General features: G+C 69.8%; 15 protein-coding genes. 4 read left to right on the plus strand and 11 right to left on the minus strand.

Features of this window, described 5'->3' with window-relative positions; all coding sequences use genetic code 11:
- The first annotated feature begins 48 nt into the window (after window positions 1-48).
- Window positions 49-1,176 (plus strand): allantoicase, encoded by a 1,128-nt coding sequence (alc, locus tag U9J66_RS07555; RefSeq protein WP_017534182.1) that lies wholly within the window; start codon window positions 49-51, stop codon window positions 1,174-1,176.
- A gap of 150 nt (window positions 1,177-1,326) precedes the next feature.
- Here alc and allB read toward each other — a convergent pair whose 3' ends face one another.
- Both allB and U9J66_RS07565 read right to left on the minus strand, forming a co-directional pair.
- Window positions 1,327-2,676: an allantoinase AllB gene (allB, locus tag U9J66_RS07560; RefSeq protein WP_161111489.1), complete on the minus strand. Its 1,350-nt coding sequence runs from the start codon at window positions 2,674-2,676 to the stop codon at window positions 1,327-1,329.
- Between the two features lie 2 nt (window positions 2,677-2,678).
- A complete protein-coding gene (locus U9J66_RS07565; RefSeq protein WP_017534184.1) occupies window positions 2,679-3,962 on the minus strand; it encodes a DUF6986 family protein in 1,284 nt (427 codons plus the stop codon).
- Between the two features lie 247 nt (window positions 3,963-4,209).
- Between U9J66_RS07565 and U9J66_RS07570 the strand changes: the two genes are divergently transcribed.
- On the plus strand, window positions 4,210-4,992 hold the full coding sequence (locus tag U9J66_RS07570; RefSeq protein ID WP_017534185.1) for an IclR family transcriptional regulator: 783 nt from the start codon (window positions 4,210-4,212) through the stop codon (window positions 4,990-4,992).
- 106 nt (window positions 4,993-5,098) lie between these two features.
- On the opposite strand, the gene era is transcribed toward U9J66_RS07570, so the two are convergent.
- The 6 genes from era to U9J66_RS07600 all read right to left on the minus strand — a co-directional run bounded on the left by era (window position 5,099) and on the right by U9J66_RS07600 (window position 10,154).
- Window positions 5,099-6,067: a GTPase Era gene (era, locus tag U9J66_RS07575; RefSeq protein WP_014909919.1), complete on the minus strand. Its 969-nt coding sequence runs from the start codon at window positions 6,065-6,067 to the stop codon at window positions 5,099-5,101.
- Window positions 6,068-6,076: 9 nt separating this feature from the next.
- Window positions 6,077-6,421 (minus strand): hypothetical protein, encoded by a 345-nt coding sequence (locus U9J66_RS07580; protein ID WP_014910533.1) that lies wholly within the window; start codon window positions 6,419-6,421, stop codon window positions 6,077-6,079.
- Window positions 6,418-7,812, minus strand: a complete 1,395-nt coding sequence (locus U9J66_RS07585; protein ID WP_014911378.1) for a hemolysin family protein — start codon at window positions 7,810-7,812, stop codon at window positions 6,418-6,420. Before U9J66_RS07585 ends, U9J66_RS07580 begins: the two co-directional genes overlap by 4 nt.
- A complete protein-coding gene (gene ybeY / locus U9J66_RS07590) occupies window positions 7,809-8,306 on the minus strand; it encodes an rRNA maturation RNase YbeY (protein ID WP_014911437.1) in 498 nt (165 codons plus the stop codon). Before ybeY ends, U9J66_RS07585 begins: the two co-directional genes overlap by 4 nt.
- A 137-nt stretch (window positions 8,307-8,443) precedes the next feature.
- Entirely contained in the window at window positions 8,444-9,538 is a 1,095-nt protein-coding gene (locus U9J66_RS07595) for a PhoH family protein (protein WP_161111487.1), read from the minus strand.
- A gap of 265 nt (window positions 9,539-9,803) precedes the next feature.
- Complete coding sequence (locus U9J66_RS07600) at window positions 9,804-10,154, minus strand: histidine triad nucleotide-binding protein (protein ID WP_014910486.1); 351 nt, start codon at window positions 10,152-10,154, stop codon at window positions 9,804-9,806.
- Window positions 10,155-10,494: 340 nt separating this feature from the next.
- Between U9J66_RS07600 and U9J66_RS07605 the strand changes: the two genes are divergently transcribed.
- Together U9J66_RS07605 and U9J66_RS07610 are read left to right on the plus strand one after the other, a co-directional pair.
- Window positions 10,495-11,025 carry a SigE family RNA polymerase sigma factor gene (locus U9J66_RS07605; RefSeq protein ID WP_014913082.1) on the plus strand — a complete coding sequence of 177 codons (531 nt, stop codon included), beginning with the start codon at window positions 10,495-10,497 and terminating at the stop codon, window positions 11,023-11,025.
- Window positions 11,022-11,741: a hypothetical protein gene (locus U9J66_RS07610; RefSeq protein WP_326337361.1), complete on the plus strand. Its 720-nt coding sequence runs from the start codon at window positions 11,022-11,024 to the stop codon at window positions 11,739-11,741. The genes U9J66_RS07605 and U9J66_RS07610 overlap by 4 nt, the downstream gene beginning before the upstream one ends.
- Before the next feature lie 113 nt (window positions 11,742-11,854).
- On the opposite strand, the gene U9J66_RS07615 is transcribed toward U9J66_RS07610, so the two are convergent.
- The 3 genes from U9J66_RS07615 to hrcA are packed head-to-tail and all read right to left on the minus strand — an operon-like array spanning window position 11,855 to window position 14,758.
- The gene (locus tag U9J66_RS07615; protein ID WP_042281130.1) at window positions 11,855-12,598 is read right to left on the minus strand and encodes a 16S rRNA (uracil(1498)-N(3))-methyltransferase; all 744 of its coding nucleotides are present in this window, start codon (window positions 12,596-12,598) and stop codon (window positions 11,855-11,857) included.
- Window positions 12,595-13,740, minus strand: a complete 1,146-nt coding sequence (gene dnaJ / locus U9J66_RS07620) for a molecular chaperone DnaJ (protein WP_014908589.1) — start codon at window positions 13,738-13,740, stop codon at window positions 12,595-12,597. Before dnaJ ends, U9J66_RS07615 begins: the two co-directional genes overlap by 4 nt.
- Before the next feature lie 4 nt (window positions 13,741-13,744).
- The gene (hrcA, locus tag U9J66_RS07625) at window positions 13,745-14,758 is read right to left on the minus strand and encodes a heat-inducible transcriptional repressor HrcA (RefSeq protein WP_014910672.1); all 1,014 of its coding nucleotides are present in this window, start codon (window positions 14,756-14,758) and stop codon (window positions 13,745-13,747) included.
- Between the last annotated feature and the right edge of the window lie 94 nt (window positions 14,759-14,852).

Below are 14,852 nucleotides of genomic sequence, written 5' to 3' on the forward strand. Positions count from 1 at the left end.
CTCCTGACAATCTAGAAAAGTCCCACCCATCGATACGACAGGAGAACCATGAGCGGGGCCCAGCCCTTCGATCCTCGTGCCTACAACGCCCAGCCCTACCAGGGCGGTGACCCCTACGCCGACTACAAGGACACCAAGCTCGACTTCTCGGGCCTGGTCGACCTCGCCGACCGGCGTCTGGGCGGCAGCGTCGTCGCGGCCAACGACGAGTTCTTCGCCCACCGCGAGAACCTCCTCAAGCCCGAGCCCGGCAAGTTCGACCCGCACGCCTTCGGCCACAAGGGCAAGGTCATGGACGGCTGGGAGACCCGCCGTCGCCGCGGTGTCAGCGCCGAGCAGCCGCACCCGACCTCCGAGGACCACGACTGGGCGCTCATCCGCCTGGCCCTGCCCGGCGTGATCCGCGGCGTGAACATCGACACCGCCCACTTCCGCGGCAACCAGCCCACCGAGGTCTCCCTCGAGGCGACCCACGTCGAGGGCACCCCCACGACCGAGGAGCTGCTGGCCGCCGAGTGGACCGAGCTGGTCCCCCGTACCCCCGCGTACGGCCACGCCGCCAACGCCTTCGAGATCTCCTCGACCCGTCGCTGGACGCACCTGCGCCTCAAGCAGTACCCGGACGGCGGCATCGCCCGTCTGCGCGTGTACGGCGAGCAGGTCGCCGACCCGACCTGGCTGTCCGCCCAGGGCTCCTTCGACGTCGCGGCCCTGCTCAACGGCGGTGTCGTCGAGGACGCCTCGGACCGTTTCTTCTCCCCACCGGAGAACATCATCACCCCGGGCCGTTCCCACAAGATGGACGACGGCTGGGAGAACCGCCGTCGCCGTGACAACGGCAACGACTGGGTGGTCTTCCGTCTGACCGCGCAGGCGAGCGTCCGCGCGATCGAGGTCGACACCGCCTACCTCAAGGGCAACTCCGCCGGATGGATCACCATCCTGGGCCGTGACGCCCACTCCGACAAGCCGGACGAGTGGTTCGAGATCGTGGGCCGCACCGCCCTCGAGCCCGACAGCCCGCACCGCTTCGTGCTGGACGCCCCGGCGACCGTCACCCACGTGCGCACCGACGTCTTCCCCGACGGCGGCATGTCGCGTCTGCACGTCTACGGTTCGCTGACCGAGACCGGCACCGCCGACCTCAAGGCCCGTTGGGAGGCCGCGCGCGGCTGATCGCCCGGTCGACGCGCGAGCGCCGAAGGGGGAGGGCACCACGAACGGTGCCCTCCCCCTTTCGCCTGCCCGGGCCTCGCCCGCGCCCTCTCCCCCGGAACGCGAGAGGGCGCCCCGCCGTGCGGCGGGGCGCCCTCATCGGAGCGTCGCTCAGGAGCGCGCGATCATGCGACCGGAGACGCTGTCGGCGGTGATCTCGACACCGCGCAGGAGGGTGCGACGCACCCGGCCCTTGAGGTCGGCGCCGTCGTAGGCGCTCACCGGGTTGCGGTGCGCCAGGGAGCGCGCCTCCACCTGGAAGGCCTCCTCCGGGGCGAACACCGCCAGGTCGGCGTCGTTCCCGACCGCGATGGAACCCTTGCCCTCGACCCCGGCCACGGCCGCGGGAGAGGCGGACATCCACCGCACCACCTCGGCGAGCGGCACGCCACGGCCGGACGCCTCGGTCCACACGGCCGCGAAGCCCACCTGGAGACCGGCCACGCCGCCCCAGGCGGTACCGAAGTCACCGGTGTCCAGGTGCTTCAGGTCCGGGGTGCTCGGCGAGTGGTCGGTGACCACGCAGTCGATCAGCCCGTCGCGCAGCGCCCGCCACAGCAGGTCGCGGTTGGCCGAGTCTCGGATCGGCGGACAGCACTTGTAGCTGGTGGCCCCCGCCGGGACCTCCTCGGCCGCCAGGGTGAGGTAGTGCGGGCAGGTCTCGACCGTGAGAGCCACCCCCTCCTCCTTGGCCCGGGCGATCAGCGGCAGCGCCGACGCGCTCGACAGGTGCAGGATGTGCGCCCGCACCCCGGTGCGCCGGGCCGTCTCGATCACCAGGGAGATCGCCGCGTTCTCCGCCTCGTCCGGACGGGAGGCCAGGAAGTCGGCGTACTCACGACCCGAGGCCGCGGGCGCCGAGTCCAGCACCTTCGGGTCCTCGGCGTGCACGATCAGCCGGCCACCGAAGGCCTGGATGGCGGTGGCGGCCGCCTCCAGACGCTCGGCGGTCAGGTGGCCGAACTCGTCCACGCCCGAGGGCGAGAGGAACGCCTTGAACCCGTACACGCCCTCCGACCACAGGTCGGACAGCACGCCCGTGGTGTCCGGACCGGTGTTCTCCGGCACGGCACCGCCCCAGAAGCCCACGTCCACGGCGAGCTTGCCCTCGGCCGCGGCCCGCTTGGCCTTGAGGCCCTCGGTGGTGGTCGTGGGGGGAACGCTGTTGAGGGGCATGTCCACGATCGTGGTCACACCGCCCAGGGCGGCCGCGCGCGTGGCGCTGGCGAAACCCTCCCACTCGGTGCGGCCGGGCTCGTTGACGTGCACGTGGCTGTCGACCAGCCCGGGCAGCAGGACCTCGTCCTCGGCCAGACGCAGCTCGCGGTCGGCGTCGACCGTGGCGTCCACGCCGTCGAGGACGTCGGTGATCCGGCCACCGTCCACCACCACGCTGACGGGACGCTCCCCCTCAGGGGTGACGGCGCGGGCGGCCCGCACCACCAGTTCGTGTTCTGCCATCCCTACTTCTTCTCCTGTCCGGCCCGGCGGGTGGCGAGGTTCTCGATGCTCGCGGCGTCGGTCCCGCAGGCCTCGACCACCTCAGTCTCCTCCAGCGCGCCACAGCGCAGGCCACCGGCCAGCACCGAGGCCAGCGCCTGGGCGGTGGCGGGCTCGTCCATCACGTTGCCGGAGGCCTGGCCCAGGTAGGCCTTGAGTCGGGCGGCGGCCGGGGCGAAGGCCTCGCGGTAGAACGCGTAGGTGGCCAGGAAACGGATGGTGAGCTGGTTCGGGTGCAGGTCCCAGCCCTGGTAGTAGCCGCGCTCCAGCGAGCGACGGATCAGGTCGGCGTGCAGCCTCCAGGCCGAGTGGACCTCCTGACGGGTGCCGACCGGCAGGATGTTGCTACCGCCGTCGGACAGCCACACGCCGGTGCCGGCGGCGGCCACCTGCATGACGGCCTTGGCGTGGTCCGCGGCCGGGTGGGCCAGGCTCTGGTACGCGGCGGTGATACCGCAGGAGGCGCTGTAGTCGTAGGTGCCGTAGTGCAGGGCGGTGACCCGACCCTCGCCGGCCTGGATCATCCGCGCGACCGCGGCGGTGCCGTCGGTCAGCAGGATCGACTGCGGGGTCTCGATCTGGAGCTCGAAGCCCAGACGCCCGGCCGGAAGACCGAAGCGCTCCTCCAGGCGGCCGCTCAGCCAGGTCATGGCCTCGACCTGCTCCACCGAGGTGATCTTGGGCAGGGTGAGCACCAGGTTCTCCGGGAGGGAGCCGTGCTCGTCCAGAAGGGTCTGGAGGAAGAGGCCGAGCGTACGCACGCCGCGGTGACGGCCGGGGGCCTCCATGCCCTTCATGCGGATACCGAAGTAGGGGGTGGCCTCCCCGTTCCTCAGGTCGGCGGCGAACGCGCGGGCGACGGCGCGCGCGTCGGCGTCCTCGGCCTCGTCACCGGGGTCGCCGTAGCCGTCCTCGAAGTCGGCGCGCAGGTCCTCGATGGGCTCCCGGGTGAGCTTCTCCCGGACCCGGGGCAGGGCGTCGGCGACGGCCTCTTCGCTCAGGCCGGTGGCCTCGGCCAGGTCGGAGGCCTTGGGGGCGAACTCCTCCAGCGCTTCCAGGGCCTTCTTGCCCCAGTCGGTGGCCAGGCCGGCGCCGACCTTGTCGGCGGGGACGTAGACGCTGTGGATGGGCTGGCGACCACCGTTGTTGCCCGGGTACTCCCGTGCGAGGCGCTCGTCGGCCTCGGCCAGGCGGGTGTCGAGTTCGGTGGCCAGGTCGGTCAGACCGGACGGGATGTCGCTCGCCACGTGTGGTGTCCTCCTCCGTCGACGGAACCGGGCTCCCCCTACGGGAGCCGGGATCAGTTTTCTACATGCGGATATTAACTTCTGCTATTCGGAAGAACAAGGGGTTCGGGCGGTATCATGATGCGAGACGGAGATCTTCCATGGGCGAGTAAGAGCGAAAAGCGCCTTTCGTATTGCAGAATGAACCAGTGACCTAGCGGCCCTCAGCATGGGAGCACGACCCTTGTCAGCCTCACAGACCCCCCCTATGGACCAACCCCGCAGCACCGTGGAGACGTCCCGTCGTCCCGGTGGCGTCCAGTCCCTCGACCGCGCGTTCTCCCTCCTGGAGATCATGGCCGAGCAGGGCGGCGAGGCCTCCTTGAGCCAACTCGCCGACTCCTCCGGACTCCCGCTGCCCACCATCCACCGGATCATCCGGACCCTGGTCGGCAACGGCTACGTGCGCCAGCTCCCCTCCCGCCGCTACGCCCTGGGCCCCCGCCTGATCGGACTCGGTGACAAGGCCGCCCAGATGCTCGGCACCTGGGCCCGCCCCCACCTGGCCCAACTCGTCGAGGACCTCGGAGAGACCGCCAACCTCGCCATGCTCGACGGCGACAAGGTCATCTACGTCGCCCAGGTCCCCTCACCCCACGCCATGCGCATGTTCACCGAGGTCGGACGCCGCGTCCTGCCCCACTCCGCCGGCGTCGGCAAGGCCCTCCTGTCCCAGCTCAGCGACGAAGAGGCCCTGGCCACCGTCCGACGCACCGGCATGCCCGCCGCCACCGACCGCACCATCACCGACCCCGACGCCTTCCTCGCCGAACTCCACCGCATCCGCGAGACCGGCTACGCCATCGACGACGGCGAACAGGAGGTCGGCGTCCGCTGCGTCGCCGTCCCCGTCAAGGACGCCCCCTCCGGCATGGCCGTCTCCGTCTCCGGCCCCGAGGCCCGCGTGGGATGGGACTTCGTCGACCGGGCCGCGCCCATCGTGCAGAACTGCGCCACCGTCCTGGCCATCGACCTCAACAACCAGAGCTGACCCGCCCCGCCCGTCCCTGGACCATGTCCGACGACGCGAAGCGGGACCCGGCCCGCGACAGCACGAGGGGCCCTGACCGAAAACGGCCAGGGCCCCTCGTCCATCCTCAGGTCTGCTGGTCGAAACCCAGCTTCCGCAGCTGCTTGGGATCGCGCTGCCAGTCCTTGGCCACACGCACCCGCAGGTCGAGGAAGACCCGCTGCCCCAGAAGACCCTCGATCTGCTTACGGGCACGAGAGCCCACGTCGCGCAGACGCGAACCCTTCGTACCGATCACGATCGCCTTCTGACTGGGGCGCTCCACGTACAAAGACGCGTAGATGTCCACCAATTCCTTGCCCGGCTTGGTGTTCTCACGCTCGTACATCTCGTCGACGACCACCGCGATCGAATGCGGAAGCTCGTCCCGGACCCCCTCCAAGGCGGCCTCCCGGACCAGCTCCGCGACGAGCATCTCGTCGGGCTCGTCGGTGAGATCGCCGTCCGGGTAGAGCGGCGGCCCCTCCGGAAGATGCGAACAGAGCACGTCGGTGACGGTGTCCAACTGATAGCCGCCCCGCGCCGACACCGGAACGATGTCGGCCCAGTCCCCCAACTCGTCGACGGCCATCAAATGCTCACCGAGAGCCGCCTTGTCGACCAGGTCGGCCTTGGTCACCAGGGCCACCACCGGGGTGCGGGTCTGCGCGGCCAACTCCTTGGCGATGTAGGTGTCGCCCCGGCCGATCGGCTCATCGGCCGGCAGACAGAACGCGATCACGTCCACTTCGACCAGCGTGGACCGCACCAGGGAGTCGAGCCGTTCCCCCAACAGGGTCCGGGGCTTGTGCAGCCCGGGAGTGTCCACGATGATCAGCTGCGCCTCGGGGCGATGCACGATCCCGCGCACCGTCCGTCGAGTGGTCTGGGGACGGTTGCTGGTGATCGCCACCTTCTGCCCGACCAGCGCGTTCATCAAGGTGGACTTGCCGACGTTCGGGCGGCCCACGAAGCACACGAAGCCGCTCCGGAAGCCCTCCGGATAGGAGGGGAGTTCCAGAGGGACCCGCAGCTTCTCGAGGTCGAGGTCGTTCATGTGTCCTTCTCAGCGCCGGGTGATGCTCGCGGGCACCCCGTCGGGGGCGGCGATCACCACCACCTGGGTCTTCAGATCGTCCATCACCGAGCGGTCGTCCTCGGTCAGGGCCTCGGCCGTGGTGACGACCGCCGCGGCCTCCAGCGCGGTGGCCTCGCTCGAGACCGCCGCCGCCACCGCCGCCTGGAGCGCGGAGAGCCTGAGCGAGGGCAGGTCCACCGTGGTGGCCACGTACGTGCGCCCCGTCTCGTCGCGCACCGCGGCGCCCTCGGAGGCCGCGTTACGGGCCCGAGAGGCCCGCGCGAGCGTGATGAGCTTGCCGTCCTCGGGGCCGAGCCCCGTCGTGTCCGTCACTGGTCCGTGCTCCTCGTGTGCTTGTCCTTGTCCCCTTCGGACTCGGTCTCCTCGACCGGGAGCCGTTCCACCAGAACCGTCGTCATCCGGTTGCGGCGGCTGCTCTTGCCCTCCAGAGTGAGTCTGAGTCCAGCGTATTCCGCCTGGGCGCCTCCGGCCGGGACCCGACCCAGCACGAACGCCACCAGACCGCCCACCGTCTCCACGTCGGACACCTCCAGGTCCCGGTCGGGGAAGAGCTCGGCGAGCTCGCCCAGAGGCAACCGCGCGGTCACCCGGACACGATCCTCGTCCAACCGCTCCACCGGAGGGATCTCGTGGTCGTACTCGTCGGTGATCTCACCGACGATCTCCTCCACGATGTCCTCCAGGGTCACCAGCCCGGCGGTACCGCCGTACTCGTCGATGGCGACCGCGACGTGGTTGCGCTGTTTCTGCATCTCGCGCAACAACTCGTCGATGGGCTTGGTGTCGGGAATGTAGGTGGCACGACGCATCACGTCGCCCGCCGTCAACGGAACCTCCTCGGCCCCACCGGCGGCCGCCGCCCACCGATCGCGCAACCGCTCCACGAGGTCCTTGAGATAGACGATGCCGACCACGTCGTCCTCGTCCTCGCCCGTGACCGGGATCCGCGAGTATCCGCTGGCCAGCGCCAGGGTGAGGACCGCGTCGGCGTCGGCCGCGCGGTTGGTGAAGACGATGTCGGGCCGGGGCACCATGACCTCGCGGACGGAGGTGTCGTCGAGCTTGAACACGGAATGGATCATCTGCCGTTCCTCGGCGTCGATCACCTCTCCGCGCTCGGCCAGGTCCACCAGCTTGCGCAGCTCGACCTCACTGCTGAACGGCCCCTCACGATCGCCCTTTCCACGCGGGGTGAGCGCGCGTCCCGCCCCCACCAGCAGTCGGGCCGGCGGACCGAGCACGAACCGGAGCGGATGCACGACGGTGGCGCTGACCCTGGCGATGGGCCCGGCGAACTGACGGCCCAGGATCCTGGGGGTGACGGCGATGAGCACGCACTCCACCACGATCATCACGAGCGCGGTGACCACCAGCGCGGGCCACCCCGGCCCCCACAGGAACAGCATGCCCACGGCGGCCGCCAGGACCGCGCAGACCTCGCACACCACGCGCAGGAACAACAGCGTGTTCAGGTGGGCGGTGGTGTCCGCGGCGACCCGCTCCCAGGCGGGGCTCGCCTTGACGGCCCGCTCACCGTAGGTCGCCTCCATGCCGACCGCCATCACCCTCGTGACGGCGACCTCCGCCGCCACCAGGAAACCGGCGATCCCGGTGAGGGCCAGGGCCACCGCGAGGGCCACGATCCACACCCAGGGCTCCGCCCCGCCCATCGAGGCGGGGTCCGGCCACAGTGAGGCGCTCATCGGGCGGTCTCGTCCCCTTCGGACGTGCTCTCCCCGGCCGCCTCGCGCTCACGCCAGGCGGCGAGGATCTCGCCTTGGAGACCGAACATCTCCTTGTGCTCCTCGGGCTCGGCGTGGTCGTAGCCGAGCAGGTGGAGGATGCCGTGGGTGCACAGCAGGTCGATCTCGGCCTCGGTGCCGTGACCGGCCTTCTCCCCCTGACGCTCCGCGACCTGCGGGCAGATGATCACGTCACCGAGCACACCGGGGTCGCTGGTGCGGCCGGGGCCACCGGGACGCAGCTCGTCCATGGGGAAGGAGAGCACGTCGGTGGGGCCGGGCTCGTCCATCCAGCGAACGTGCAGATCGGTCATGGGGCCTTCGTCCACCAGCACGACGGACAGCTCGGCCAACGGGTGGACGCGCATGGCGTCGAGCACGTGCCGGGCCAGACGGGAGAGCCTCTCCTCGTCCACACTGGAGACGCCTGACTCGTTGGCGACGTCGATACTCATCGGTTGCGGGTGCCTCACTTGGTCGGTGGTGATCGGCGGGACGGGCCGCCGGACGTTCTTCGGAGAACGGACGCCGTACCGACAGCGGTGGGCCCGCACGTGGCGGGCCCACCCGCCGGTGTCATCCGTACGTCCTCTCAGTCTGCCCGGTCCGGGCCGTCCTCGGTGCGGTCCGTACGCGGGATGTCGCCGGAGGGGCGCCGTCCACGCCGAGGTCGGGACCGGCCGGCCCCGTCGCCGTTCACGCCCTGGGCCGCGTCGTAGCGACCGTAGGCGTCGACGATCTGGCCCACGAGCCGGTGCCGGACGACATCTTCACTGCTCAATCGGCAGAAGGCGATGTCGTCGATGTCACGCAGGATGTTCTCGATGGTCCGGAGCCCGCTGGTCTGTCCACCGGGCAGGTCCACCTGGGTGACGTCACCGGTGACCACGATCTTGGAGCCGAAGCCGAGCCGGGTGAGGAACATCTTCATCTGCTCGGGCGAGGTGTTCTGCGCCTCGTCCAAGATGATGAACGAGTCATTAAGGGTTCTACCCCTCATATATGCCAGGGGGGCGACCTCGATGGTGCCGGCGGCCATCAGCTTGGGGATGGAGTCCGGGTCCAGCATGTCGTGCAGGGCGTCGTAGAGCGGCCGCAGGTAGGGGTCGATCTTGTCGTAGAGGGTGCCCGGAAGGAATCCCAGACGCTCACCGGCCTCGACCGCCGGACGCGTGAGGATGATCCGGTTGACCTCCTTGTCCTGGAGGGCCTTGACCGCCTTGGCCATCGCCAGGTAGGTCTTACCGGTCCCCGCCGGGCCGATGCCGAAGACCACGGTGCTGCGGTCGATGGTGTCGACGTAGCGCTTCTGGTTCAGCGTCTTGGGGCGGATCGTCTTGCCCCGGTTCGACAGGATGTTGGTGGTGAGCACGTCCGCGGGGCGCTCGTTCCCGGGCGAGCGCAGCATGTGGATCATGCGCCCGATCGTGTCGGGGGTGATGTGCGTGCCGCTCTTGGCGAGCTCGATCAGCTCCTCCACGAGGCGGACCACCACGGCGGTCTCCTCGGGGGTGCCCGTGATCGTGAACTCGTTGCCGCGGACGTGGATGTCACTGTCGAAGGCCCGCTCCAGGGCCCGGAGGAGTTCGTCTCCCGAGCCGAGCAGACCGACCATCGTATGTTCGTCCGGCACCACGACCTTGACCTGGGTCTCCTGGTCCTGGTGCGCGTGATTTGACTCGGCCATGGTGTGGCCTTGCGGCCGCTGTCCTTACCCTTCGGTCACGTACCCCACGGCGGGGGATTGTCCCGGGCCCGGCACCGAGGTCGGTCGACGGCGCCGCCGTGGTCACCACGGGTGTTCGAGACACCCGGAGCGACCGATGAGCCCTGGTTCGATTCTACCAACGCGGGCCCGGCGGGCACGATCGGTTAAAACGGGCGGCCGCCGGGCCGGACGGGCGTTCGTCGACGGTGTCGAAGGGGCCGGACCGGGCGGGACCGGTCACCGTCTATCCGGGGGGCCAGTTGAGACCGCGGCCGCCGAGCACGTGGGCGTGGAGGTGGAAGACGGTCTGTCCGGCGCCGGGGCCCGTGTTGAGAACGATCCGGTAGCCGGTCTCGGCGATGCCCTCGGCTTCGGCCACCTGGTGGGCCTCACGGACGATCTCGTCCAGCAGGCCGTTGTCGGCGATGGCGGCCGCGACGGCGTCACGGTGGTGTTCGCGCGGAATCACCAGGACGTGGGTGGGGGCCTGGGGGTTGATGTCGCGGAAGGCGAGGGTGCGCTCCGTCTCGCGAACGATGTCCGCGGGCACCTCCCCCTTCACGATCTTGCAGAAAAGGCAGTCGGGGTCGACCATCGCGTACCTTCCGTCGCTCGGCCCGACCGTTCTCCGTCGGGCCCTCCGGGTGCGTTCGGGCACCATGATGCCGCAGGGATCGGTCGGTCGCAGGGCCCCGGCCGGGGAGATGAACTCTCAACCTTTCCGCAACCGGGCCGATCTCCGTTCCCTCGACGGCCGCGAGCGGCGACACGATAGGCTTTCTGTCCGTGCGCGTCATGAGCGCCGATCTCGTCGTCTTTCGACCGGATCGGGCCCCTTCGAATCGGAACGCGCGTCTACCTGGAAAAGAAGAGGTATGCCCTTTCGTAAACCCCGCGACAAGGGTGTGCGTCGAACTGACGTGACGACAGAAACCATGGTGGCCGGAGCCACCACGGCGCCACTCGCGGTCGAGTGGGACGCCGACCACGCCGTGACGGAGCTCTACCGGGAGCACTACCGCCCCCTCGTCAGGCTGGCCGCGCTTCTCGTCCGGGACCATGCGACCGCGGAGGAAGTCGTTCAGGACGCCTTCGTGGCCATGCACGGAGCCTGGCGCCGTCTACGGGACCCCAGCAAGGCCCTGTCCTATCTGCGTCAGGCCGTGGTGAACAAGGCCAGGTCGGTCCTGCGCCACCGCGCGGTCGTGGAGAAGCACGCCCCCAAGGCCCTACCCGACGCCCCCAGCGCCGAGCACGGCGCCATGAACCTGATGGAACGCGAAGCGGTCATCAGGGCCCTACGCAAGCTACCCACTCGTCAGCGAGAGGCCATCGTGCTCCGGTACTACGGTGACCTGTCCGAAGCGCAGATCGCGGACGCCATGGGCATCAGCCGAGGTGCGGTCAAGAGCCACTCCTCCCGTGGTATCGCCGCGCTCCGCTCTGCACTGGAGCAGACCACATGAGCAGTCCAAACGACCAGAACGACCTGGAGTTCGAGGAACAGCTCCGCCGGATGCTCCAAGCGGAGGCGGACACCGTCTCGCCCTCGGCCGAGGGCCTCAACCTGATCCGTGAACGCACCGAGCGGCATCGGCGTTCGTCCTGGTTCGGCCTTCCCTGGCTACGTCCGGTCGCCGCGGTGGCGGCGGCGGTCCTGATCGTGGCCTCGGTGATCATCTCCAGCCCCCAGGTGCGCGACCAGGTGTTGGAGATGGTCCCCGCCGGCGCGGATCGTGAGGGTACGCCTCCGGTGGCGGGCGAGGAACGCGACGGCGACGTCGTGGCGACGTCCGACGAGTCCGACCCCGCCATCGATGGTGGTGGGGCCTCGGAGGAGCCGGAGAAGGACCGAGAGGGTTCGCCCAGCCCCGACGCCGAGGAGGGGTCGGACGAGGAGAAGGTGGAGTCCGCCGCCTCCTGCCGTCCCACGGACATGGCCTCCCCCTCGCCTTCGGGTTCCGACAGGGAGAGGGACCGAGAGGGTTCCTCCTCTCCCGAGGATCGCGACTGCGATCCGGAGAAGGAGCCCACGGCCGGCCCGAGCTCTCCGAGCACCGATCCCGGTTCCGACCCGGACAAGGAGCCCGAGGACAACGAGTCGCCGAACGGCGACGGTTCCGGGAACGGCGGCGGAAGCGGCGGTGGAGGTTCCGAAGAGGACAACGTCACCGTCGAGTGACCGCGACGGTCCGTGTCATGACACGGTCGTACGAAGAGGAGGGGCCGCGCGATCGCGCGGCCCCTCCTCTTTTCGTTCTCTTCGTGTTCGCGGTCCGGCGGTGCCGGGTGCGGTCACCAGCGTCCGGTGCGCGCCTGGAGGACCGACAGTGCCGCCACTCCGGCCGTGGAGGTCCGTAGGACCGAGGGCCCGAGTAGGGCCCGTACGGCGCCGGCCTCGTCGAAGGCGGCGAGTTCGGCGTCGGATACTCCTCCCTCCGGCCCCACCACCAGGACGATGCCTCCGTCGTGGGGGGCTTCGGGGAGGGTGAGCGTGGAGAGCCGTTCGGCGCCGTCCTCGTGCAGGACCACGGCCAGATCGGCCGCGGCGAGCAGTTCGGCCGCGCCCTTGCGGTCGACCGGTTCGGTGACCTCGGGCATCCGGGCACGCCTGGCCTGTTTGGCGGCCTCTCGAGCGCAGGAGCGCCACTTGGCCAGGGCCTTGGAGCCTCGATCGCCCTTCCACTGGGTGACGCAGCGTTCGGCCGCCCAGGGGACGACGACGTCGACCCCGGCCTCGGTCATCGTCTCGACCGCCAGTTCTCCGCGGTCCCGTTTGGGCAGGGCCTGGATCACGGTGAGCCGTGGTCGCGGCTCGGGTTCGTCCAGGCGTTCGGAGACTCGGCAGAGGAGGGTGTCCTTGCCGACGACCTCCACCACCTCGCAGCGGACCCGGAGGCCGAGACCGTCGGAGAGATCGACGGTCTCGCCCTCACGGATGCGTCGGACGGCGGCGGCGTGCCGACCCTCGGGTCCGTCGAGACGGATCAGGTCGGCGGCCAGGGCCCCGGTCTCCACCAGGAAGACCGGCGGCGTCACTTGTTCGCGCCGAAGGCGTCACGGATCTTGGAGAAGAACCCGCCGTGTCCGGGGCTGAATCGTCCCGGGTTCTGGTCCTCGCCGCGCAGTTCGGCGAACTTGCGCAGGAGGGCCTCCTGCTCCTCGTCGAGCTTGCCGGGGGTCTCCACGTCGACCCGGATGCGCAGGTCGCCCCGGCCTCCGCCGTCGAGGTGGGTGACGCCCTTGCCCGGCAGGGTGATCACGTGTCCGGAGTTGGTCCCCGGGCGCAGGTCGATGTTCTCGGTGCCGTCGAGGGTGTCGAAGGCGAAGGAGGCGCCCAGCGCCGCGGCCGTCATCGGCACGGTGATGGTGCAGTGCAGGTCGTCGCCGCGACGTTCGAACGTCGGGTGGGACTTCTGCACGATCTCCAGGATGATGTCGCCGCGCGGTCCGCCGTTGGGGCCGACCTCGCCCTCGCCGGCGAGCTGGATGCGGGTGCCGTCGTCCACACCGGCGGGGATCTTGACGGTACGGGTGACCTTCTCCCGGACCCGCCCCTCTCCGGCGCAGTCTCCGCAGGGGTTGGTGATGACCGAGCCCTGGCCCGAGCACTGCGGGCAGGGGCGCGAGGTCATGACCTGGCCCAGGAAGGAGCGCGTGACCTGGGAGACCTCTCCCTGGCCGTGGCACATCTCGCAGGTGGTGCGGTGCGAACCGGCGGCCGTCCCCTCACCCTGGCAGGTCTCGCACAGGATGGCGGTGGGGAAGGTGATCTCCTTGCTCACGCCGAAGGCGGTCTCGACCAGGTCCAGTTCGATGCGGATCTTGATGCTGCGTCCGCGCCGGACCCGTTCGCGCGGCCCACGCCCACCGGGCTGGCCGCCGCCGAAGAAGGCGTTCATGATGTCGTCGAAGGCGAAGCCGCCCGAGCCGCCGAAGCCGCCGGCCCCTCCCCCGCCGCCCGGAGCGAAGGGGTCCTGGCCCATGTCGAACATCCGACGCTTGTTCTCGTCGGAGAGGACCTCGTAGGCCTGGGTCACCTCCTTGAAGCGCTCCTGGGTCGCCGGGTCCGGGTTGATGTCCGGGTGCAACTCGCGCGCGAGCCGCCGGTACGCCTTCTTGATCTCGTCCTTGGACGCGTCGCGACGCACCCCGAGAACCTGGTAATAGTCTCTGGCCACTGAGTTACTGTCCTGCCAAAATCTGTCCGACATACCGAGCCACCGCACGGACGGCGCCCATCGTCCCCGGGTAGTCCATCCGGGTGGGTCCCACCACACCGATCTTGGCCAGCGACTGGTTTCCCACACCGTAGTCGGCCGACACGATGGAGGTGGATCGAAGCCCCTCGTGGAAGTTCTCCGCGCCGATACGCACGGTGAGCATCGAGGGGTCCTTCGCCTCACCCAACAAACGGATGAGGACCATGTTCTCTTCCAGTGCTTCGAGTACGTCCCGCAGGCTCGCCGCGAAGTCGACCGCCGCGAGGTTGGCGGTGCCCGCCAGGACGATCTTCTCCTCGTGCCGCTCGACGAGGCTCTCCAACAGGACCGAGAGGACGGCGATCGCGAACGATCGGTCCTCCGGCGCGACCTGGGCGGGCAGGTCCTCCACCGCGTCGGGCACGTCACCGAGGTGTTTGCCGGCGATGGCGCGGTTGAGCATGGAGCGCAGGTCCTCCACCACGCTCTCGTCGACGACGCCGAGGCCGTCGATGACCCGCTGTTCGACACGGCCGGTGTTGGTGATGACGACCATCATGATGCGGTGGCCGCCGAGGGGTACGAGTTCCACGTGCTGGACCGACGAGCGGGTCAGCGACGGGTACTGGACGATCGCGACCTGGCGGGTGAGCTGCGCGAGCAGCCGTACCGTGCGAGCGACGATCTCGTCGAGGTCCACGGCGCCGCCGAGGAAGGACTCGATGGCGCGGCGTTCCGCCGCGGAGAGGGGTTTGACCGAGGAGAGGCGGTCCACGAAGAGGCGGTACCCCTTGTCCGTGGGCACCCGTCCGGCACTGGTGTGCGGCTGGGTGATGTACCCCTCCTCCTCCAGCGCGACCATGTCGTTGCGAATGGTCGCCGGAGAGACACCGAGAGGGTGTCGGTCGGCCAACGCCCTGGAACCGACCGGTTCGTTGGTGTTGACGAAGTCCTCGACGACGGCACGCAGGACCGCGAGCTTGCGCTCATCCAGCAACTCGCCACCTCCTGGCACTCCGTGGTCCTCAGTGCCGATTCTATGCCCGACCGCAAACCCGCACGGCTACTCGCCGGGGGCAACGTCCGGGACG

The sequence above is a fragment of the Nocardiopsis sp. LDBS1602 genome (assembly GCF_035818715.1).
GTDB classification, from domain to species: domain Bacteria; phylum Actinomycetota; class Actinomycetes; order Streptosporangiales; family Streptosporangiaceae; genus Nocardiopsis; species Nocardiopsis alba.

Excerpts from the sequence above, each read along its gene's own strand:
- alc (WP_017534182.1), top strand. The coding sequence starts at position 49 with ATGAGCGGGGCCCAGCCCTTCGATCCTCGTGCCTACAACGCCCAGCCC.
- allB (WP_161111489.1), bottom strand. The coding sequence starts at position 2,676 with ATGGCAGAACACGAACTGGTGGTGCGGGCCGCCCGCGCCGTCACCCCT.
- U9J66_RS07570 (WP_017534185.1), top strand. The coding sequence starts at position 4,210 with ATGGACCAACCCCGCAGCACCGTGGAGACGTCCCGTCGTCCCGGTGGC.
- era (WP_014909919.1), bottom strand. The coding sequence starts at position 6,067 with ATGAACGACCTCGACCTCGAGAAGCTGCGGGTCCCTCTGGAACTCCCC.
- U9J66_RS07585 (WP_014911378.1), bottom strand. The coding sequence starts at position 7,812 with ATGAGCGCCTCACTGTGGCCGGACCCCGCCTCGATGGGCGGGGCGGAG.
- ybeY (WP_014911437.1), bottom strand. The coding sequence starts at position 8,306 with ATGAGTATCGACGTCGCCAACGAGTCAGGCGTCTCCAGTGTGGACGAG.
- U9J66_RS07595 (WP_161111487.1), bottom strand. The coding sequence starts at position 9,538 with ATGGCCGAGTCAAATCACGCGCACCAGGACCAGGAGACCCAGGTCAAG.
- U9J66_RS07600 (WP_014910486.1), bottom strand. The coding sequence starts at position 10,154 with ATGGTCGACCCCGACTGCCTTTTCTGCAAGATCGTGAAGGGGGAGGTG.
- U9J66_RS07605 (WP_014913082.1), top strand. The coding sequence starts at position 10,495 with ATGGTGGCCGGAGCCACCACGGCGCCACTCGCGGTCGAGTGGGACGCC.
- U9J66_RS07610 (WP_326337361.1), top strand. The coding sequence starts at position 11,022 with ATGAGCAGTCCAAACGACCAGAACGACCTGGAGTTCGAGGAACAGCTC.